The organism is Methylomonas paludis (assembly GCF_018734325.1).
Classification (GTDB): domain Bacteria; phylum Pseudomonadota; class Gammaproteobacteria; order Methylococcales; family Methylomonadaceae; genus Methylomonas; species Methylomonas paludis.
Window position 1 is genome coordinate 2,547,231 of sequence record NZ_CP073754.1, and the last position, 22,739, is coordinate 2,569,969.

A 22,739-nucleotide genomic window follows, 5' to 3' on the forward strand; every position below is an offset into this window, starting at 1 on the left:
TTTAACGACCTGTATTTAAAAGATTTTCTATGATTTTTTGCTGCTGGCGCAGGCGTGACTGTGCCTGGCGGGTAGTTTCTCCGCTGGCAATGATACTGCATATGGGCTGCCCCTTGCCAATAATTGCGCCGGATGCGGGCAGATCGTGCGTCCAGGCTGGCCAATGCAGATTATGGGGTATCTGCACAGTTTGCCGGGCGTAAATAATCTGATAGGCCTTTGGCGTAAAATTAGCTGTAAGCTCAATCAAAGTGCCGTGCAAACAGGCTTGTACATGCCAGTTAAATATCTGTGGATCATAAAGTTGGGCGCTGGCCGGTATTCTGGGATTTATCTCCAGCACATAACATTGCCGATTCATCTGAATAAAATCCAGACTGCCCAGGCCTTGCAAGGGATAGATAGTCAATAATCTGGTCAGGCTGTTTAGTAATTGCCGGTATTGACTGTCCGGCAAATGGCCGCCGTTGGCAATGCCGGCAAACAAAAAGTCCTCCCCGGCTACGCTTTGGCACCATTGCCGATTAAGCCCCAATGGCCGAAATTGGCCTGCTGCGGCAATAAAGCTCAAAGACATGGGCTTACCGGGTAAATAACGTTGCCAATAGCCCTGCTCTGCCGGCAAATCTACGGCTGAATCTGTACGGCGAATACCGACTCCACCCTGACCGTACCTGGGTTTAAACAACCAGTTTTGTCCGGCCGGCGCCGAAAATCGGCAAGGCGAATGCGGAATTTGCAAATCCGCTAACTGCCGGGAAAATGTTGCTTTATCCTGTAACGCAGTGAATACGGCGGCGTTATTACCCAATACCCGCCAGTGTTGTTCCAGATAGGCCAGACTCAGCGGATGCTGTTCAAAACCACTGCCATAAATCAGATAGGCACATTGATGTTCGGCCCTCAGCTTTGCCAATGCCGGTTGTAAATCCGCCAGCGCCAAGCTGTCTACCTGGATACTGGCCAGTGCCAGTTGCCGGGTATCCTGATCAGCAAAACAATCGATCACCACAGCGCTATAGCCGGCCTGGACAGCCAGTTGCACCAGCATGCGCGCCGATTGGGCAATCAGCAATAGTTTGGGCGGATTTGCAATAAACAAGTTTTGATGGCGATTAGTGGCTGAAACGACTCTATAACAGGCCGCAGCTGATTTTGGGCTATTATAGGGCCAAGCACACTACGTGATGCTGCTGACTGTCGACTGACCTTACCTGGTTTTACCCTGCGTAGCTGACTCTCTGTGGCGATTTTAACCCGGCAACCTGCTCAATTCATGGCTAAAAAATCGAAAATTGCCTTTGTCTGCAGCGAATGCGGCGCAGACTATCCCGGCTGGTCCGGGCAATGCAATCAATGCGGAGCCTGGAACAGTATTAAGGAACTGCGCCTGGCTAGCGCCAAATCAGGTCGCGACACCAGCGGTTATGCCGGTCTGCGTAGTGAAGTGCATGTATTGGCGGATGTCAATCTAACCCGGACGGAGCGCATTTCCACGGGTTTGAGTGAATTTGACCGGGTATTGGGCGGCGGTATTGTCAAAGGCAGTGTTGTATTGATCGGCGGTGCACCCGGCGCCGGCAAAAGTACTATTTTACTGCAAGCCATTGCCCATATCGCCCAACATCAGGCGGTACTGTATGTGTCCGGCGAAGAATCGCTGCAACAAATTGCCGAACGCGCCCAAAGGCTGGGTTTGCCAACCGCCGGCATCAAAATGCTGGCGGAAACTTCAGTCCAGCACATCTGCAGCATTCTGGATGAAGAACAGCCTCAGGTGGTGATTATTGACTCGATACAGGTGATGTACACTGCCGACAGTGAATCGGCACCCGGCTCGGTGTCACAGGTGCGGGAATCTGCCAGTTATCTGACCCAGTATGCCAAACGCAGCGGCGTGTCGTTTTTTTTGGTGGGCCATGTCACTAAAGATCAGTCTTTGGCCGGGCCTATGACCCTGAGCCATATCGTTGATGCCCAAGTGGTGTTGTCATCAACCGATGATGCCCGTTTCCGGGTGCTGCGCGCCGACAAGAACCGCTTCGGCAGCGTGGGTGAGCTGGGCTTTTTTGCTATGGAAAGTACCGGTTTGAAAGAGGTGAAAAATCCTTCCGCCATGTTTTTATCCCGCGCGGAAAAGCCTGCGCCCGGCAGTGTCGTCACGGTGCTGTGGGAAGGCACCCGGCCCTTGCTGGTGGAAATTCAGGCATTGGTCACCGAAAGTCAGTATGGTAATCCGCGGCGTCTGGCGGTAGGCCTGGATCAAAACCGGCTGGCCATGCTGTTGGCCGTGCTGTCGCGGCATGGCGGCATTTTTACCGGCACCGATGAAATTTATACCAATGTGGTTGGCGGCATTAAAGTCAGTGAAACCAGTAGCGATCTGGCCATTGTTATCGGGGTGGTATCCAGCCTGCGTGACCGCATTGTTCCTTACGACACGGTGTTTTTTGGTGAGCTGGGCTTGAACGGTGAAATTCGCCCGGTTGCCAATGGCCACGCCCGCTTGAACGAAGCAGCCAAACATGGCTTTAAACGCGCGGTTATTCCTAAAAGTAATAAACCAAAAGATGTCATTAAGGATTTACGGGTATATCCGGTCACAAATATTCAGGAAGCCCTGGCAGTGCTGGAAGAGTTGTAAGGCCGCAATTTCGCTTATACCGGTGCTTGAATGGCTGGACAATGCTGAAAACAGCTATAACAAGCTAAATCAGCCCACCTGATAACAAAATCCGCTCATCATTTGCCTAAAACAGGTTAGGATGTAGGCGATTGTCATTTTTAAAGCCTGAATTATGCTCGAATTAATATGGATTAGCGCTGCCTTGCTGGCCGGCTTACTGGCTAGCCGTCTGTTTTTCCCGCCGCTGGTTGGCTATCTGGCTGCCGGCTATGCCTTACATTATTTTAAGATTCAGGCCTTACCCAATCTGGCGCATCTGGCTGACATAGGCATACAGTTACTCCTGTTCACGGTGGGTTTAAAATTAAAAGCCCGTTCCCTGCTGCGCAAAGAGGTATTAAGCGTAGGCGGTTTACATTTGTTATTGATGGCATCGGTATCCGCTTTAGTGTTTTTTTGGTTGGATCAACGGGTTACCGGCGGCTTGATTTTGGGCGTCAGTCTGTCATTTTCCAGCACGGTGCTGGCAATCAAGGTATTGGAAGACAGCGGCGAACTTTCTGCTTTACATGGTCGGGATGTGCTGAGTATTCTAATACTACAGGACATTGTGGCTATTGGGCTGCTGGCCTATGCCGAAGGTGAACAGCCCCAACCCTGGGCAGCGGCCTTGTTTCTACTGCCTTTACTACGGCCTATCACCCATCGTTTGCTAACGGCCTGTCACTCTGCAGAACTAAAACTGTTGTTGGGGGTGACGCTGGCTTTGGCAGGCGGCGTGCTTGCAGAACATGTCGGCGTTGCTGCGGATATCGGTGCACTGTTAACCGGTTTGACCCTGGCCGGCCATCCCAGCACCACTGCATTGGCAAATAAGCTATGGGGAATCAAGGAATTATTTCTGGTGGCGTTTTTCCTGCAAATCGGCTTGACGGATTTACCAGGTCGCGAACAATTTGTAATAGCGCTACAGTTGCTTGCCATGCTACCCTTACAAGGATTAATGTTTTTTGGGCTGTTTTTATTTGCCGGTTTACGCGCGCGCAATGCTTTTGTCTCGGCATTGGTATTGATGACTTATTCAGAATTTGCTTTGATTACCACTGGCGCCGTGGTTAAAGCAGGCCTGCTACCGGATGAATGGCAGGCTATTATCAGCTTGGCGGTAGCCGGTTCTCTAGCGATTGCCGCTCCGCTGAACCGTTTTTCGCAACCGTTGTTTGCGGCTTGCGAAACATTTTTGATTAAATTTGAAAAACCATCCGGTCACCCCGACCGCCTGCCTGATTGCTTGGGTGTGGCTGAATGGCTGGTGATCGGCATGGGCGATACCGGTATTTCTGCCTATCAAACCCTGGCCAACCAGGAGCAGCGCGTGGTGGGCCTGGATGCCGACCCCACGGTGCTGGAACGCTTATTAGCTGATGGTCGCCGGGTAGTTTATGGTGATGCGGAAGACAGCAGCCTGTTGAGCCGATTGCCCTTAGAACGGATTAAAGGCATTGTGCTGGCCGTGCCCAGCCTGGAAGTCAGGACCTCAGCAATCAGCTTATTGCGAAAACGCGGCTTTTTAGGTTTAATCGGTACTGTGGGCGGTAATGCGGAAGAAGCACTAAGTTTGCAACAGCAGGGCGCGGATTTTGTGATACAACCATTGCTGGAAGCCGGCAAACAATTGGCAAAACAAATTACCGGAAATCGCACTCCTCAGCACTAAACCTGTCTGCGCGTTGCTGATCACAGAACCCAGTAAAAGGCATTGAATTTAAACGCCGCGATTTGGTCGATATTATAATGTTGCACTTGGCCCCAGGTTTTTGTACCAGGGCTTTTATAAAGAATTAGCCGGCAGCCGTTTTTCTAGAATTGCCGGGCCGGCAACACTTGCTGATTTTGTTTCATTAGGTTATAAACCAACCATAAACATCCAGCCGTGCGGTGATGATTAACATAGAACTTGTATCAATGAAACGAGAATTGCTATGCCATTGAATATTCCCATCAGCGAGGTATTAAAACTTTGTGGCGAACCAGCAATCGTTGTTTCTCCACAATTGCAGCTTGTCGCTTGCAACAATGCCGCACACAATATTATTGGCATCCCTCTCCAAACCAGTGCAGACCAGGAGCTGATGCTTGATTCCGTGCTAAGTAATAGCGAATCGGCTCGTAGCGCTCAGCCCTCCCCTCAAACTCAATTTTTTAAAGACAAAAAACCCTATAACTATATTCGCCATCAAAAATCTGCTGACGGCGAAAGTATAGTGGTACAGGCATTCGGCAAGCCGCTGTTAGATGAGCAGGGTCAGTTGTATTTGTTTGAAACCATGCGGGTGTTAAATCAACCCAACAGCTCAAAAAACGATAATCGTAAAAACATCATCGGCCAATCGGAAGCCTGCGCCAAAATGCGTGAGCGTATTCAAAAAGTCGCTCCCACTAAATTACCGGTGTTGCTGTACGGCGAAAGCGGTAGCGGTAAGGAAATGGCTGCGCAATACGTTCATCAATTATCCACCCGGCAAAATAAGCCGTTTGTGGTGGGCGACTGTACCGTATTGACTGAAGCGCTGTTCGAAAGTGAGTTATTCGGTCACGAAAAAGGCTCTTTTACCGGATCGGTCGGCGAAAAAAAAGGCCTGATCGAAGTCGCTAACGGCGGCACTTTGTTTCTTGACGAAATTGGTGAATTACCCTTATCACTACAGGCAAAACTGTTAAGGCTGCTGGAAAATTTTACCTATCGGCGGGTGGGAGGCACTGAATTTTTGACTGCCGATGTGCGCATCATTTCGGCAACCAATCGGGATTTGTTTGAGATGGTCAAACAAGGTGGTTTCCGCCAGGATTTATACTATCGTTTGGCCGTGTTTCCTATCCTGGTACCTTCTTTATCAGAACGCCGAGAGGACATTCCCTTGCTGGTTGAAGGACTGCTGGAACAAATCGGCAAAGAGATGGGACGCAAGCTCAAAACATCAGAGGACGCCATGAAAAAGCTGTGTTCCTTGTCTTTGATCGGCAATGTGCGTGAATTACGCAATATTTTGCAATATGCCAGCGCCGTGTGTAATGACGACGTCATTACCCCGGAAGATTTGATGATAGCTGGAAATGGTTTGTATCAGGCCGATCCTGATGCGGGTTTATCTTTCCGCAGAGCTGAGCCGGCTGCCGCTCCCCCGGTGTCGGCTGCCGGCAGATCGGTTTTGCCAAATACCGATGCCGAATTCCAGCCGCTGCCTGACGATATAGTCGATAGAGTGGAAATGCAATATATGGCGGATTTGGTTAAACGTCATAATGGCGATAAAAGCAAAGTTGCTGAGCATCTTGGTATCAGCCAGCGCACTTTGTATCGGCGGCTTGCTGCCATCAAGCAAAATTTCAAAGACTTCGTGATTGATGAAAGCGGCGAATAACAGCCAGGCCATCATCTAATACTTCGCAAAACCGCCTCCCTAATCAGCACTCGACAGCACCCGTTCACCAATAGCCGACTATCAGCTGCCAGCAACACCTGCTACTATTTTGCTATAATTATCAAAAGCAATTGATTACTACGCCCTTACTCTGCGGCGTTTACTACTTTATGACCAGCACACAGGGACTGATTTATGCAAAAAGATAACAAAACGCCGCTCTGGGTTTATTTGGCGCTATCCAGCATTGAAACACGCAAAGGCGCAAAACTGCTGATATTGAGTAATATTGTTTTTAGCGCTTACTGTGTGCCCTGGGTCAGTTTTTTTAATGACATCGAATGGGTAGCCAAGCTGTTTTTGCTGGAAGACTGGGAATGGTTTGCGATGACTTCTCCAATGACTATTTGGTACTGGCTAAGCCTGAAATGGGTGGATAAAAATCGCGGCTGGCAGGCATCTGTCGAAAAAGTCTGAGTCTAATCAACATTCGATAATTCATCAAGCTCAATTCGGTACGCAGTGCGTTCCAGTTTAGATAAATCAGATAAAAAACACGTAAGTGGCAATGGTTTCGGGTATCGAAACCTTTGCCAAATTCCAGTACTGTTCCTGTTCATGCGCCAGGACGCAGTTCTTCAAGGTGATCGCGCAAAGCGCTTAAAGCCGACTGCTTGTCACTTTGGTTATTCGCCTGGATAATCTAGGTGACGGTCATGCGGCTGCATTGCCTAGCGCGCTGCCCAAGGTGTATTTGTGGCAACGGCTAAATCCAGCCACGAATTTTTTCAAAATGTACGACCAGATTCAGGGCATCACGGTCAATCGGTCAGTGTTCATAGCGTGCCACAAAAACATCAACCACCCCAAAAAATCAACAAGGCGGCTACGCCCTCTTATCCCATAAGGATCGAATGGCTGTAAACGGCCATGAGCGGAAGTTTGCTTGCTCCGCTGGACAGACATTCATGTGGCCGCTCTGCTCTGAAATCTGCCGGATCAGCAACAGGCTTTCCTTCTGATACTAGATGACAAACTAATATTTCTTGACGGTCGTCTTATATACTTGGTTTTATGACTAGACATCTGAAAATACGGAGCAGCAGATGAATTTGGCTCAATACCTAGCAGGACAACAAGATCTATACAAAGAATTTGCTGAGCTGGTCGAGGGAATTCTTGAGGCTTCGATTCGTGGGAACCGACAGCTTCGCTTACAGCAAGTGCAAAGTCGGGCCAAGAACCCAGCATCACTTAAGGGTAAACTCGAGAAGGCTGGATTGCTGGAAAGCAATGCCATCGAGGACGATATCAAGGACTTGGCAGGTTGCCGCCTGATCTTCTACACCAACTCAGATGTTGCAGCTTTTCTGTCCTCAGGAATCCTGCAAGAACAATTCAAGGTCGATTGGGAGCGGACCAAATTTCACCACCCGGTGCCCATGGCTTCAGAGAAGCCTCGGCTGTTCATCTCCAACAATTTTGTCGTAGAGCTGAAGGAGGAATTGGCCCAGCGTCCGGAATTCGAGAGGTTTCGGGGCATTCGGTGTGAGGTTCAGGTGCAGACCATCCTGAATCACGCTTGGTCGGAGATGGAGCACGACATCCTCTACAAGAGGCCACGCCTCGAGGGATTTGGTGGCCGGCTTATGTCAGACATTGATGAACGCATGCAGAAGATCATGCGCGACTACCTGATCCCGGCTGGGTACGAGTTTCAGAAGGTCGTGAATGACTTCGAGCGCCTCTCGAGCGGTAAGGCACTGTTCGATGAAGCCCCCCTACTGGCCATCCAAAACTGCCAGAACAACAACGAGCTGCACGAGCGGCTGACAAGCTTTAATCAGCATGTATTGCCTCATTTTGATGATCTGGAGGCAGTGCAAAACGATGTCAGGAAGACCGTTTTGGCGGCGATGATGGCAGCCCAGTCCAGGAAGGCCAAACCCATTGATACTTCCTATGGCCAGCTGGAAGGGCATACCACCGACCAACTAATGAGTTTGGTGGCCGATATCCTGGATCGTTTCCGGTATCTTGGTGAAGAAGGGGTCATCAACACCTTCGATGCGATTTGCATCCTCTATGACAGCGCTACCAGTGACAACCAGAGAAAGCGGCTAATTTCTTCGGCGAAGAATCTTTCTGAACATTCTTTGGCTGTTTGGCAACAGGCTGGTGGGCCTGTCGTCGAGAGCATCCTGGTCGAGAGAATTCATGCGCTCGATCTCAACAGGATTGTAGCCTCTAAAGCTGTCGTTCTGGAGGTGCTTGGTCAGGTCCTCCGTCCTGAGGTCAGGGGGTCGTCGAGTACCTACAACACTTTCACTATAAAAGCAGGTGCTGTCACCCCAAGCGACTTACTGGTCAATGTTCGCTCCGCCGCCATCGATATCCTTCTGAGCGTCTTCCGCGCGGCCACATCGGACAAGGAAAAGAAGGTGGTGCTCCAGAAGCTCTCTGAGGCGAGTCGGACCCCAACTATGGGTAATTACTCCAATGCCTTGTTGGCCATCGCCCTGAACGATACAGCCAGGATTGTGCGGTTCCTAACCGAAGTCTCCGCAGAGCAGAGCTACATCCTCCTCGAAGAATTCGAGCATCACTGTCTTTGGCACTACAGGAGGAGCAACTCACTTCCCCCTTCAATGGCACAGGATCAAGAGGTGGCTAGGGCCAGAGATGGACTCAATCAAGCCATCCTGGCGTTTAGAGATCGCGTGAATACGGATCAGCGCTTCGTGATCTTCAAGACCTTGGTCGGGTACCAAACAGTATTCCCTCCGGCATGGGAGGGCGGCGATTTCGATATCCATGGAATCGACGAGTACCGGAAAATGGAAATTGCCAAGCTGGTCGATCAGGTCTCTGAAAAAACGGCCGAAGAGTGGCTTCAGATCATTACGATCTGCGCCAATACTTCATCTGATGATCGAGCGACTTTCCCTAGCTTTTGCCTATTCCTCGAACAACTTGGGAAAACTAAACCCGAGATAGTCCTGTGCTACTTGGATCGCTTGGATAACGAACTGACCAACTTTCTGTCTTCAATGTTGTTGGGTCTGGAGCAGAGCGGGTTAAAGGAAGCTGCTATTAAGCAAATTTGGACGTGGATTGGTGAAGGCAAGTATGCGCGACAAGTGATCCGTTACTGCGAATTTGCCTCGACACTCGATCTTAGTCTGCAGGAAGAAGCACTTCAAGTGGCCATTAGAGCGGACGATGAGGTTGGTATTTTCCATGCTATCCGGGCCAGTGTCGCCAGGTACAAGGATGCACCCGACAACATGACTGAGCTAGTCTTTCTTCCCGCACTTCGTTATCTGACAGACCGAGGTAGGCATGAATGGATCAACGCTGTCTGGCCTCGATCCGAGAATCAAGCGCTGTTCAGCTCACTGGCTCCTGAACAGGAGGACGAGGTGCTTGCCAGTATGGTCATCTGTCCGCATATCGATTACGACGCTGAGCAAATCCTTCAGGCTATCGCAGCACAGTCCCCTGAGAAAGTGATCGACTTTTTTGAAAAGCGAGTAGCCTACGAAAAAGGATTGCAATCCAGTCACGGCTACGAGGAGATCCCCTATAAGTTTCAGGATCTCAGGGAGACGCTCCAGCAAATTCCAGAGCTGCTGGTAGCAAAAGTTAGAAAATGGTTTGCCAGCGATAACGAGCTATTTGCTTATCGCGGGGGGCGAATGATCGCAGCCGTTTTTCCCGAGCCAGAAGATCAGCTTCTGAAACCACTGCACGAGCTTGCGGGGACAGGGAAGCCCGACGATGTCGAGTTCGTGATCGAGGTCCTGAAGAACTACCAGGGTCAAATTGTCCTGCATGATCTCTTCAAGGATCTAATCGAGGCTCTCCCGGAAGATTCCCCTTTGATGGGTGAAATCTCGGTGGTACTGGATTCGGTCGGAGTGGTGAATGGTGAGTTTGGCCATGTGGAAACCTACTTGCGAAAGAAAGACGAAATCAAGCCGTGGCTCGAGGATCCCCGCGAAAAGGTCAGGGCTTTCGCACACAGTCAAACCTTGAGCCTTGAGCGGCAGATCGCAGATGAGCAGCGCCGAGCTGAGCAAGGGCTTGAGCTGCGAAAGCGCAACTACGGGGAATGAGATCGTTGACCATGGATCGGGCACTGAATCTATTTCCATAGACACGATAGACACATTTGAGCAGCTTCTTTAGCGTCTGCAGTACCCTAAATACCAGACATATACTTTAAGCGAGCTGAATGACCGAATCGGGTCGTATCCAGCCATTTCAAGCAAAACCATCATAGTGTCGTAGGCTGGGTTGAGCAACGCGAAAACCAGCGGATGCTTAGAAATAGCCATGTTTTATTGCTTCCAAAATTTTTCTTGAATTCCAAAACTTTTCGGCTTCAAAGCTGGGTTTCATTATCATTCAACCCAGCCGACTTCCGCAAATCCAACGTCAACTTATTATCAATTTTCTGGCATTGGCAAAACTAGAGCTGTTGTTGGTATTAGGTCATATAAAACCATTTAAAACCACCCGCTACGGCTTGGTAATAGAATCTGGTTTCATCACCGCATACTGCGCAAAGCTAACCAGAACATCCAATTCCCTGACAATTTTACCGACTTTGCGTTGATACAGGCAAAACCCCTCAAAAAAGACCTTAGGGGCCGAAGTACCTTAAACCTGCCAGCTTGCATCGTCCCAGTATGTCCAGCACTTAGGCTGCCACGCAAAACCCAAAATTTAAATAGCCGCACTCAATCCAATAAATCCGGTAAAATCTAGTCTGTTTTTTTAGCTGTGTTTCCGTCATGACCGACTTGCCGCCTGACGCAGTACCCTGTATTTCCCAAAACATCTATATCACTGGTGCAGACGACTGCACCGGCAAATCGGTGATCATGCTGGCGCTGATGGAAATGCTGTCCGGCCATGCCGGCGACATCGGCTTTTTCCGGCCTATTATTCATAGCGGCCCGGAACCTGATCCATTAATTCAACTGATTACGGCCCGTTATCCTTTAGGTAAAAATTACACTGACTTATACGGTTGCACCAGTGATCAGGCCAGCAAACTACTGGCTGATGACCAGTACGAAGAATTGCTGAAAATTGTACTGGCCAAATACCGGGCGCTAAAAGACCGATGTGACCATGTGCTGTGCGTGGGCTCTGACTACAGCGGCGGCAGCGCCATGTTTGAACTGGATTTTAATGCTGATGCCGCCAACAATCTGGGCTGCCTGATTATGCCGGTATTACAGGCCGGAGCGCGGGATAACGAAGAAATACTCGACAATCTGGCCAGTCTGAAGCATAGCTTACAGGAACACGACTGTGAAGTATTGTCCATAGTCATTAATAACGTGCCTACCCAGCAGTTGAGCAGTTTGCAAGCCGGTCTCGGCAATGGCGTAGACTACCCGGTTTACATCATCCCCAGCGAGCCATCCCTGGAAAAACCGACTTTAGGCGATATCAGCGAATCGCTGAATGCGCAAATGTTTTCTGGAAATAGCGATGCCATGAGCCGTGAGGTCAGTCAATATAAGGTTGCGGCGATGCTGGTGCCGGATTTTCTGGATTATGTCGAGGACGGTGATTTAATTATCACGCCTGGCGACCGCTCCGACATTATTCTGGCCAGCCTGCTGACTTATCACTCAAAAAATTATCCGCAAATCGCCGGCTTATTATTGACCGGCCATCAACGCCCCAGTCCGCAGGTGCAAACTCTGATCAGCGGTTTAGGTGATACCCCATTTCCGGTACTGGGTGTAGAAAGCGATACCTTCAACACTGCCTTGCAAGTCAATCAGGTTAAAGCCCGTTTAAATCCGCAAAATGTGCGCAAAATCGCCAAGGCCTTAGGTTTGGTGGAAAGTCATATCAATTTGCAGGAGCTCAAACTGCGTTTGTGTCATCAAAAAAGCGAAAAAATTACGCCGCTGATGTTCGAATATGATTTATTGCAACGCGCCAAAGCCAAGAAACAGCATATCGTCTTACCAGAAGGTAGTGACGAACGTATTTTGCGTGCTGCCGAAATTCTGCTGTTTCGGGATGCGGTCAAGATTACCCTGCTAGGCAATGAGCAGGAGATTCGCCAGAAGATTCAGGCCCTGGCTTTGAAGCTGGAAACGGTATCCATCATAGACCCGATGACTTCGGAATTACGGCCTATTTTTGCGGATTGTTACTATCAGGCTCGTAAGTACAAAAATATCAGCTATGAAACGGCTTATGATTTACTGGCGGATGTCAGTTATTTCGGCACCCTGATGATACATCTGGGTTACGCTGACGGCATGGTATCCGGGGCTGTGCATTCCACCCAACATACCATCCGCCCAGCTTTCGAGATCATTAAAACCAAGCCGGGGGTAGCGATAGTCTCCAGTGTGTTTTTTATGTGTCTGGCTGACCGGGTGCTGGTCTACGGGGATTGTGCCGTCAATCCTAACCCCGATGCCCAACAATTGGCCGATATCGCTTTAAGTGCCGCCGATACGGCACAAAAATTCAATATCGTGCCGCGCGTGGCCATGCTGTCTTATTCCACCGGCGATTCCGGAAAAGGCGAGGCCGTGGATAAGGTGCGTGAGGCGGTAAAAATTGCCAAGGCCTTACGTCCGGATTTAAAACTGGAAGGCCCTATACAGTATGATGCCGCTATTGATGCCGATGTGGCCAAAACCAAGTTGCCGGATAGTGAAGTGGCCGGTCAGGCCACGGTGTTTATTTTTCCTGACCTGAACACCGGCAATAATACCTACAAAGCTGTACAGCGCTCTTCCGGTGCCATTGCTATCGGCCCAATTCTGCAGGGTCTGAATAAACCGGTCAACGATTTGAGCCGGGGCTGTACGGTGACGGATATCGTCAATACCGTGATTATCACGGCTATTCAAGCGCAGGAAAACCACCAATGAGCTTGGATCAACTCATCTTACTGTTGTGTCTTTCGCTAACCAACTTTAGCGTGGCTGCAGCTACCCGTATCGCCATCCTGGATTTTGAATTGAAAGACCTGACGCTGGCTCCCGGCATACCCGCCGAATTGAGCCGCACGGCTTCAATTCGCCCCTTGCTGGAACATGAATTGGGCTCTGCCGGTTATCAGCTGGTCAATATTCCCAGCGCAGCCCAGCAAACTGCACAAAACGGCGGCGTGGGCTATTTGTTCGACCACCCCGATGTTGCCGGACAACTGGGCAAACAGTTTGGCGCAGATTATGTGCTGGTGGGCAGATTGCACAAGCCCAGTTTTTTATTTGCTTATTTGCTGGGTAATTTGGTGCGCGTCAACAACGGCAAGCTGATCGGAAAATTGATTACCGAATCAAAAGGTAACGATCAGCAACTAACCCAAAAAGCCGTAGAAACCATGACTGTTAAAATAGACCAGGTACTGGACCGGCGTTATACCCCACCAGTACCAGCCCAACATCATCCATCCGATTAGAAGCTCAAGCATGAAAATTCTGGTATTAAACGCGGGCAGTTCATCGTTGAAATACAGCCTGCTGGAGATGGTACAAACCAAGGTATTGATTGCCGGCTTGCTGGATCGTATTGGTGAAACCGGCTCAGTACATCGCTATCAGCTGGCAAATGAGCAACCGCAACAAGTGGCGGTGAATATTGAAAATCACCAACAAGCTCTACAAGCTTTATTCCAGCTTCTGACAGCCAGCCAAGTATTAACCGATCAGCGTGAATTAGCCTGTATCGGTCATCGGGTGGTGCATGGCGGCGAACATTTTAGCCAGCCCACACTGATTACTGCCGACGTATTGAGTCAGCTTAACGCGACCATCCCATTAGCACCCTTACATAACCCGGCCAATTTGCTGGGTATTCGCGAGGCGATGCAGCAAATGGCCGACATCCCGCAAATTGCCGTGTTTGATACCGCGTTTCACCAAAGCTTACCGGATTATGCCTATCGTTATGCCCTGCCTGGTGATTTGTATACCGATCACAGCGTGCGGCGTTATGGCTTTCACGGTACCTCTCACCGTTATGTGGCTAAACTGGCTGCCGAATTTTTAGCTAAGCCTTTAGCAGAAACCAATCTGATCACCCTGCATTTAGGCAATGGGGCCAGCGTGGCGGCGATAGCAAACGGACGCAGCGTCGACACCTCCATGGGTATGACGCCACTGGAAGGTTTGATGATGGGCAGTCGCAGCGGAGATATTGATCCGGCCATAGTATTTTATTTAAGCCGTACTTTGGATATGAGTAATGCCGATATTGAAAATCTGCTCAACAAAGCCAGTGGCTGTAAAGGCGTATGCGGGGAAAACGATATGCGCCGGATTCACGCCCTGGCGGAATCCGGTTCTGCCGAAGCCAAGCTGGCTTTAGCCATGTACGCCTATCGCATCAAAAAATATATAGGTGCCTATTTTGCCGTATTAAACCGGGTTGATGCGCTGGTGTTTACCGGCGGTATCGGCGAGAACGATCACTGGCTGCGCGCCGCTTGCTGCGAGAACTTATCAATATTAGGTATCAGTCTGGACACCAGCAAAAACCTGAATCCAGCCCGTCCGGTGGCAGACATCAGCAGCACCGACAGCAAACCGGCAATACTGGTCATAAACACTAACGAGGAACTGGAGATTGCCTTGCAGGCCCAAGCCTGCGTAGCCAAGCAAAACGCTGCCTAACTGGGGTTTTTCTGGGCATAACTGATGGTTTAACTAGCGAAATCAGTTAAAAGTCGGGATAATTGCAAGATTTTACCCATAAATCTGCTCATGGAATTTGAATTACTCAACAGCGACGGTCAGGCCCGCGCCGGCCGGCTGACCTTTGCCCGCGGCGTGGTGGAAACACCTATTTTTATGCCGGTCGGCACCTATGGCACAGTGAAAGCTTTAACGCCGGAAGATCTGACCGAGCTGGGTGCGCAAATCATTCTGGGCAATACTTTTCATTTAATGCTGCGGCCCGGTATGGAGGTGATGAAAGCCCACGGCGATTTACACGACTTTATGCGCTGGCAAAAACCCATACTCACCGATTCCGGCGGTTTTCAGGTATTTAGCCTGGGTGCACTGCGTAAGATCAGCGAACAAGGTGTGACCTTTAAATCGCCGATTAACGGCAGCAAGATATTTATGGGGCCGGAAGAATCCATGCAGGTGCAACGGGACTTGGGCTCGGACATTGTGATGATTTTTGATGAATGTACGCCTTACCCGGCCACTTATCAGGAAGCTGCCGACTCGATGCGCTTGTCTTTACGCTGGGCAGAACGCAGTAAACAGGCCCATACTGATAATCCGTCTGCTTTATTCGGCATCGTCCAGGGGGGTATGTACCCGGATCTGCGCCTGGAATCCATCAACGGCTTGACCAATATCGGCTTTGACGGTTATGCCATCGGCGGTTTGTCGGTAGGCGAGCCTAAAGAAGAAATGATGGCAACTCTGGAAGCTATTCATGCTCACATGCCGGCAGACAAACCGCGCTATCTGATGGGAGTGGGTACCCCGGAAGATATCGTTGAAGCAGTACAGCGCGGCATTGATATGTTTGATTGCGTTATGCCGACCCGCAATGCCCGTAACGGCCATTTGTTTACCCGCCACGGGGTGATTAAAATCCGCAATCAACAATATCAGTTCGACACCAGACCGCTGGATGCCGACTGCGCTTGTTACACCTGCCGTAATTATTCGCGAGCTTACCTAAAGCATCTGGATAAGTGCCAGGAAATGCTGGGCTCACGCTTAAATACCATCCACAATCTATATTATTATCTGGAACTAATGCGTGGCTTGCGGGAAGCTATCAAGACCAATACACTGACAGAGTTTGTGCGGGAGTTCTACAGCTTACGCAGCCAGGGGGCTGATTAAACCTAACGAAGATGGCAGAGATTTTCAGTTTTGCGCCTATCGTGGCTGACGGCACCCGAGTGCTGATTCTGGGCAGCATGCCCGGCATAGCGTCCCTGCAAGCGCAACAGTATTATGCACATCCACGGAATCAGTTCTGGCCGATATTGACTGAACTGATGGCTACTGATGTGCAGCTTAGCTATGCACAGCGCTGCGATCTGCTGCTTGTCCACGGCATCGCGGTGTGGGATGTGCTGAAGTCCTGCCAACGCCGCAGCAGTCTGGATAGTGATATCGACAAATCCAGCATGGTCTGCAACGATTTTGTCTGGCTGTTCAGCCATTATCCAGGAATTAATCAGGTATTTTTCAACGGCAGCACTGCCGAACAGGCATTTCGGCGCCGGGTATTACCCCAATTGACCGCTGACTCCCTGAAATTAACCCGTCTGCCTTCCACCAGTCCGGCCCATGCCAGTCTGAATTTTCAGCAAAAACTGGCCTGCTGGCGACAGATTATACCCACCACACAGGCCGAAACGCTTTAAAATTGCGCTAATAAAGCCAGCATTTCTTCGCGCTGAATGACCTCTTTTTCCTGCAATAGTTCTGCCAGTCGCTCCAATTGCCGACGTTGGGCCGTAAGAATTTCTATCGCGCGCTGTTCGGCATCTTCAACCAGCGTCCTAATCTCTGCATCTATGGTACGGGCTGTTTCATCACTGTAATTGCGTTGCTCTGAGAATTCACCGCCCAAAAACTGTAGTTGCTGACGCTGCCCGTAAATCAAAGGCCCCAGTTTTTTACTCATCCCAAGATAACACACCATGTTGCGGGCAATTTCGGTAGCTTTTTCCAGATCGTTCTGTGCACCAGTCGAGACACTCTGCAAAGCCAGCTGTTCAGCAACCCGGCCACCCAATAAGATAGCCAGTTGATCTTTCAGCTCCGGTTCCGTAGACAGATATTTTTCTTCTACCGGCAATTGCAATGTAAAGCCCAAAGCCGAAACTCCACGCGGGATAATGGAAATTTTATGTACCGGCTGACCGGTGGGCACAGCCTCTGCCAGCAAGGCATGACCGGCTTCGTGAAAAGCCACCCGGCGTTTTTCTTCCGGGCCGAGAATACGATTTTTCTTTTCCGGTCCAGCCATTACTCTATCGATCGCAGACTCAAAATCCGCCATACTGACTGAGTTATGCCCAACTCTGGCAGCCAAGATTGCGGCTTCATTGGCGATATTGGACAAATCGGCACCAACAAAACCAGGCGTGCGTTTGGCGACGGTGGCCAAATCGACATCGGCATCCAGTTGCATGGCTTTACTGTGAATCTTGAGTATGGCAACACGGTCTATCAAATCCGGTTTATCCACCACAATTTGTCGATCAAAACGACCGGCTCGCAGCAAAGCTTTATCCAGAATTTCCGGACGGTTGGTGGCGGCCATTACCACCACACCGGAAGTCGGGTCAAAGCCGTCCATTTCGGTCAATAACTGGTTCAGGGTTTGTTCGCGTTCATCGTTACCGCCCATAGCCATTGGACCACCGCGCGCCCGGCCTATGGCATCCAGTTCATCAATAAAAATAATACAGGGGGCTTTTTGACGGGCCTGCTCAAACAAATCGCGTACCCTGGCAGCACCGATACCAACGAATAATTCTATGAATTCTGAGGCGCTGATATTAAAGAAGGGTACACCTGCCTCGCCGGAAACAGCTCGCGCCAATAGGGTTTTGCCGGTACCGGGCGCACCAACCAGCAAGACCCCTTTCGGCATGCGGCCACCCAATTTCTGCAGTTTTTCCGGATTTTTTAAAAATTCGATGGTTTCCTTTAACTCCTGCTTGGCACTTTCTGCGCCAGCCACATCGTCAAAGGTAATTTTGGCGGTTTCCTGATGAATCCGGATTTTGTTGCCTAGATTAAGCATGGATCGCCCGGCGCCACCGGTCATACGCGGCAATAGCCACATCCAGATGCCGGCAAAAATGGCTATCGGTATTACCCAATTAACCAGAATATTGCTTAACCAGTTATCCCCGCTTCTGACTATATACTCTACCTGATGGTCTTGCAGATTTTTGACCAGTCCTTCATCCCAAAGCGGAATAGTGAAAAACTGTTTACCGATTTTGCTGTCTTCAACCTTGAGGCTGCCGTTGATAAAGCGCTGGGTAACGACGGCTTTTTCAATTTTATTGTCATTGACCAGTGTTAAAAACTGGCTGTAGGGGATTTCCTCACCTTGAATTTTTTCACCACCGGCCAATATCGACAACAGCAAAATACCCAGCAAAACATATAACCAAAGCTTGGGCGGCGACTTCAGGTCTTTATCCGACTCCGGCTTGGCATTTAGCGGTGTCTTATTCAGGGATAGCCAGCGGGATTTTAACCACCGCCAGACTGTACATAATAAATCCAGGACAGTTTTAGATATTTCCTGCAATTTATGTCGATCTATCATGATGTATACCCCTGAAAAACCTAGCTAAGCCGCTAGCTGATTGTTATTATTTTTTACATGGCAAAACCGAACTAAATCCACTATAAGCTGAAATAAACGAAAAGCAGTACTAACTCAATTGTCTATAGCTACCGTCGTAATATAAAACCGGATCGCCAGTTCGGCATACGACATTTTGCACCTCGCCTATCACTACCCAATGCGTACCCGCCAATACTTGCTGGACAACTTTACATTCCAGACTAACCAGAGCCTCGCTTAATAAAGGCGTTGCGTTTTCACCCAATTGCCAGGCAACTTCGGCAAACCGCTGTGCCTGGCTACTACCACCAGCGAACTGATTGGAGACTGCTTGCTGATCAGTCGTTAATACATTAACGGCAAATTGTTGCTGCGCCAAAACCAGGGCGCCGGTATCGGTATTCTGATTCAGACACACCAGAATTTGCGGCGGATCGATAGAAACGCTGCTAAACGAGGTGGCTGTCATGCCTCTAGGACCGGTTTCGCTTGAATAAGCCGTTACCACGGTTACGCCGCTGGCCCATAATCTCAGCGCATTTTTAAATTGACCCGCATCTACACTCATAAACTTCTCTTAAGATTTAATTTGTTGCTGCAACATGAACAAATGCAGCAAGCATTACCAAACCGGCTAACAGGTTACTACACTTCCACGCCGGCAATTATGACAGCCTAAAGCTTGCCACATTATTTGTGATTGCAAAGCAATCGCCACGACCCAATTTAATTCTTGGGCCGCATATGCGGAAACAGCAACACATCTCGAATGCTAGGCGAATTGGTAAACAACATCGCCAACCGGTCTATACCGATACCCTCGCCTGCTGTAGGCGGCATTCCCTGTTCCAGAGCGGTAATATAATCGGCATCATAATGCATGGCTTCGTTATCACCGGCTTCTTTTTCCTCCACCTGCTTCTGAAAACGCTCAGCCTGATCCTCGGCATCGTTCAACTCGGTAAAGCCGTTAGCAATCTCCCGACCACCCACAAAGAATTCAAACCGGTCGGTGACATGCGGATCCTGATCATTACGCCGTGCCAACGGCGATACTTCTACCGGATACGCGGTAATGAAAGTAGGATGCAGCAAACGGTGTTCAACGGTTTTCTCAAATATCTCGATTTGTACTTTGCCCAGACCGTAATTATCCTTAACCGGAATACCCAGTTTTGCCGCTACCACAACCGCCGCCTCGCGGGTTTGCAAATCCGCCGGCGTCAACTCCGGATTGAAATGCAAAATCGACTCCAATACCGTCATACGGGCAAACGGTTTAGCAAAATCGTAATGGTCACCCTGATATTCAATCACCGACTGACCGATAACCTCTTCGGCTATGCCTTTGAGCATAGCTTCGGTTAAATCCATTAAATCACCATATTCGGCATAAGCCTGATAAAACTCCAGCATGGTGAATTCAGGGTTATGCCGGGTAGACAAACCTTCATTACGAAAGTTGCGGTTGATCTCAAACACCCGCTCAAAACCGCCCACGACCAAACGCTTGAGATAAAGCTCAGGGGCAATCCGCAAATACAATTGCATATCCAGAGCATTATGATAAGTGGTGAACGGTCTGGCCGTGGCGCCGCCGGGAATGACCTGCATCATCGGAGTTTCCACTTCCAAAAATTCACGTTCAATCAAAAACTGACGGATATAGGCAATAATTTTGGTGCGTATTACAAAGGTATTGCGCGTCTCCTGGCTCATGATCAAATCCAGATAACGCTGCCGATATTTGATTTCTTGGTCGGCAATACCATGGAATTTCTCCGGCAAAGGCCGCAATGCCTTGGTCAACAGACGCAAATGGTCCACCCGCACGCTCAGTTCACCGACTTTGGTTTTGAACAGCGTACCTTCCGCACCCAGAATGTCGCCGATATCCCATTTTTTGAACTGGTCGTTGTAGACACTTTCCGGTAAATTGTCGCGCGCCACATAAATCTGAATTTGGCCGCTCATGTCCTGTAAATGGCAAAAACTGGCTTTACCCATAATCCGTCTGGTCATCATTCGTCCGGCCAGCTTGACTCGAACCGGATTGGCCAATAAATCTTCTTCGCTGCTTTCAGCATAGGCAGCCAACAATTTGGCCGCGACACTGTCGCGGCGATAATCAGTCGGAAAAGCAATGCCTTGCTCACGCAAGGCATTAAGTTTTTCCCGGCGCTGTTTAATTTGTTCCTGTTCGTCGTGTTCGAGTTCTGACATGGATTTATGCAATATTTAAAATAAAAAATAGCGGATTGAGATGCTGCTGCCAGGGTGAGCCGATACCGGCAATAGATCAGGACATCGGGCTAATCCATAAGATTAAGCCGACGCATACGGCGCACCTGTACTTATAAGCCGCTCTTCAAACTGGCTTCGATAAACTGATCCAACGCTCCGTCCAGCACGGCCTGAGTATTGCCGGTTTCTACGTTGGTGCGCAAATCTTTGATGCGGGATTGATCCAGCACATAGGAGCGAATCTGGCTGCCCCAACCAATATCGGATTTGGAATCCTCTACCGCCTGCTGGGTCTGGTTACGCTTGAGGATTTCCTGTTCGTATAATTTGGATTTCAACTGCTTCATACAGGTATCGCGGTTTTTATGCTGGGAACGGTCGCTCTGACACTGCACCACTATGCCGCTGGGATTATGGGTAATTCGGACTGCCGACTCGGTACGGTTGACGTGCTGGCCGCCGGCACCGCTGGCCCGATACACATCGACACGCAAATCAGCGGGATTGATGTCGATTTCAATATCGTCATCTATCTCCGGCGAGACAAACACAGATGCAAATGAGGTATGGCGGCGGTTGCCGGAATCGAACGGGGATTTGCGCACCAACCTATGCACACCGGTTTCGGTACGCAGCCAGCCGAAAGCATAAGGGCCTTCGAATTTGATGGTGGCGCTTTTGATGCCGGCTACATCACCGGGTGACTCTTCGATCAGCTCGGTTTTAAAGCCTTTACTTTCGCCCCAGCGCAAATACATGCGTTCGATGATGGAAGCCCAGTCCTGCGCCTCAGTACCGCCGGAGCCGGATTGAATATCCAAAAAGGCGTTGTTGGCATCCATTTCTCCAGAGAACATGCGCTGAAATTCCAGATTGGCGACACGTTTTTCAAAATCCTCAAGGTCTGCGGCTACGGTATCAACGGTCTCTTCATCGTCCTCTTCTACTGCCAATAACAATAGTTCCTCGGCGTCTGCCAAACCTTTTTCCAGATCGATAATGGTATTGACGATGCCTTCCAGCATACTGCGTTCTTTACCGAGCGCCTGGGCCTGCTCAGGCTTGTTCCAGATTGCCGGATCTTCGAGTTCGCGTAATACTTCGACCAGTCTTTCGCTTTTGACCTCAAAATCCAGATAGCTTTTCAGCCCTGAGCCCCGCTCGCGCAAATCGGCTATCTTGTATTTAATCGGATTAATTTCTTGCATGAACCTTTACCAAGCGCAATACCGGAACAGCTTCCGGTAATCGAAACATGCAATTATAAACGATTATTGGCAAATAGCCTTCCGGTAGTTTATTAAGGACCAAATCACAAAACCGATGCCGACCAATACAAAGGGTACACTCAGCAATTGGCCGGTGGTTAAGGGTAAATCACTCTCATACATGGCCTGCTCGGTTTTGAAAAATTCCAGAAAGATACGTACCAAAAACACCAGGGTGGTAAACAGTCCAAAGATCAAACCGCGAATGGGTTTATCGTAGGTTTTTTTATAGACTTGCAGCAGGATAAAGAAAATCAGCGCATAACAGAACGCTTCATAGAGCTGCACCGGATGGCGAGGTAAATCATCGACTCTGGCAAAGATGATGCCCCAGGGCTGGTTGGTAACGGTGCCAAGAATTTCCGAATTAAAAAAATTACCGATCCGGATAAAACAGCCGCCCATCGCACAAGGGAAAGCAACTCTGTCCAATAACCACAGATAGGAGTAATCGGTACCGCGCTTATAAAAATATAATGCCAGCAATATACCAATGTTGGCTCCGTGACTGGCCAGGCCGCCTTCCCAGATCGCCAGGATTTTGCTGGGATGCGCCAGATAAAAAGCCGGATCGTAAATAAACACATGAGCCAGTCTGGCACCCAGTACCGTGCCTATTGCCGTATACCAGAGCAAGCGATCCAGTTCTTCTACATCCTTACCCTCACGTTGATAAACCCATTGCATCATGCTGTAACAAAACACAAAGGCTGTGGCAAACATGGCGCCGTACCAGCGAATTTTTAGAAAACCGAATTCCAATAGAATTGGATTAATATTCCAGACGAAATGTTGCATAGACTGTTTTTTTGATATGTTTGAAATGCCGCCAGCACA

At 49.5% G+C, this 22,739-nt stretch carries 16 protein-coding genes; 10 read left to right on the forward strand and 6 right to left on the reverse strand.

All coding sequences use genetic code 11. The features are described from left to right. Position 1 precedes the first annotated feature (1 nt). The gene (locus KEF85_RS11475; protein ID WP_215580691.1) at positions 2-1,102 is read right to left on the reverse strand and encodes an ATP-grasp domain-containing protein; all 1,101 of its coding nucleotides are present in this window, start codon (positions 1,100-1,102) and stop codon (positions 2-4) included. A gap of 174 nt (positions 1,103-1,276) precedes the next feature. Here KEF85_RS11475 and radA point away from each other — a divergent pair, with 174 nt between their 5' ends. The 10 genes from radA (at position 1,277) to KEF85_RS11525 (ending at position 16,441) form a co-directional block, all read left to right on the forward strand. Next, positions 1,277-2,644, forward strand: coding sequence for a DNA repair protein RadA (gene radA / locus KEF85_RS11480; protein WP_215580693.1), 1,368 nt, complete (start codon positions 1,277-1,279; stop codon positions 2,642-2,644). 154 nt (positions 2,645-2,798) lie between these two features. Beyond that, entirely contained in the window at positions 2,799-4,343 is a 1,545-nt protein-coding gene (locus KEF85_RS11485) for a cation:proton antiporter family protein (protein ID WP_215580695.1), read from the forward strand. Positions 4,344-4,608: 265 nt separating this feature from the next. Next, positions 4,609-6,048 carry a sigma-54 interaction domain-containing protein gene (locus KEF85_RS11490; RefSeq protein WP_215580697.1) on the forward strand — a complete coding sequence of 480 codons (1,440 nt, stop codon included), beginning with the start codon at positions 4,609-4,611 and terminating at the stop codon, positions 6,046-6,048. Positions 6,049-6,243: 195 nt separating this feature from the next. Continuing rightward, entirely contained in the window at positions 6,244-6,525 is a 282-nt protein-coding gene (locus KEF85_RS11495) for a hypothetical protein (RefSeq protein ID WP_215580699.1), read from the forward strand. Between the two features lie 629 nt (positions 6,526-7,154). After that, positions 7,155-10,166, forward strand: a complete 3,012-nt coding sequence (locus KEF85_RS11500) for a GTP pyrophosphokinase (protein ID WP_215580701.1) — start codon at positions 7,155-7,157, stop codon at positions 10,164-10,166. Positions 10,167-10,847: 681 nt separating this feature from the next. After that, on the forward strand, positions 10,848-12,968 hold the full coding sequence (gene pta, locus KEF85_RS11505; RefSeq protein ID WP_215580703.1) for a phosphate acetyltransferase: 2,121 nt from the start codon (positions 10,848-10,850) through the stop codon (positions 12,966-12,968). Then, positions 12,965-13,501 carry a DUF2380 domain-containing protein gene (locus KEF85_RS11510; protein ID WP_215580705.1) on the forward strand — a complete coding sequence of 179 codons (537 nt, stop codon included), beginning with the start codon at positions 12,965-12,967 and terminating at the stop codon, positions 13,499-13,501. Before pta ends, KEF85_RS11510 begins: the two co-directional genes overlap by 4 nt. Before the next feature lie 10 nt (positions 13,502-13,511). Further along, the gene (locus KEF85_RS11515) at positions 13,512-14,714 is read left to right on the forward strand and encodes an acetate/propionate family kinase (RefSeq protein ID WP_215580707.1); all 1,203 of its coding nucleotides are present in this window, start codon (positions 13,512-13,514) and stop codon (positions 14,712-14,714) included. 90 nt (positions 14,715-14,804) lie between these two features. After that, the gene (gene tgt, locus KEF85_RS11520) at positions 14,805-15,911 is read left to right on the forward strand and encodes a tRNA guanosine(34) transglycosylase Tgt (protein WP_215580709.1); all 1,107 of its coding nucleotides are present in this window, start codon (positions 14,805-14,807) and stop codon (positions 15,909-15,911) included. 11 nt (positions 15,912-15,922) lie between these two features. Then, entirely contained in the window at positions 15,923-16,441 is a 519-nt protein-coding gene (locus KEF85_RS11525) for a DNA-deoxyinosine glycosylase (RefSeq protein ID WP_215580711.1), read from the forward strand. On the opposite strand, the gene ftsH is transcribed toward KEF85_RS11525, so the two are convergent. The 5 genes from ftsH to lgt form a co-directional block, all read right to left on the reverse strand. After that, positions 16,438-18,369, reverse strand: coding sequence for an ATP-dependent zinc metalloprotease FtsH (gene ftsH, locus KEF85_RS11530; protein ID WP_215580713.1), 1,932 nt, complete (start codon positions 18,367-18,369; stop codon positions 16,438-16,440). The genes KEF85_RS11525 and ftsH overlap by 4 nt on opposite strands. A gap of 109 nt (positions 18,370-18,478) precedes the next feature. Continuing rightward, positions 18,479-18,958 carry a flavin reductase family protein gene (locus tag KEF85_RS11535; RefSeq protein ID WP_215580715.1) on the reverse strand — a complete coding sequence of 160 codons (480 nt, stop codon included), beginning with the start codon at positions 18,956-18,958 and terminating at the stop codon, positions 18,479-18,481. Positions 18,959-19,116: 158 nt separating this feature from the next. After that, on the reverse strand, positions 19,117-20,613 hold the full coding sequence (gene lysS / locus KEF85_RS11540) for a lysine--tRNA ligase (protein ID WP_215580718.1): 1,497 nt from the start codon (positions 20,611-20,613) through the stop codon (positions 19,117-19,119). A gap of 131 nt (positions 20,614-20,744) precedes the next feature. Continuing rightward, positions 20,745-21,842 (reverse strand): peptide chain release factor 2, encoded by a 1,098-nt coding sequence (prfB, locus tag KEF85_RS11545; protein WP_215580720.1) that lies wholly within the window; start codon positions 21,840-21,842, stop codon positions 20,745-20,747. Between the two features lie 63 nt (positions 21,843-21,905). Then, positions 21,906-22,700: a prolipoprotein diacylglyceryl transferase gene (lgt, locus tag KEF85_RS11550; RefSeq protein WP_215580722.1), complete on the reverse strand. Its 795-nt coding sequence runs from the start codon at positions 22,698-22,700 to the stop codon at positions 21,906-21,908. Positions 22,701-22,739 lie beyond the last annotated feature (39 nt).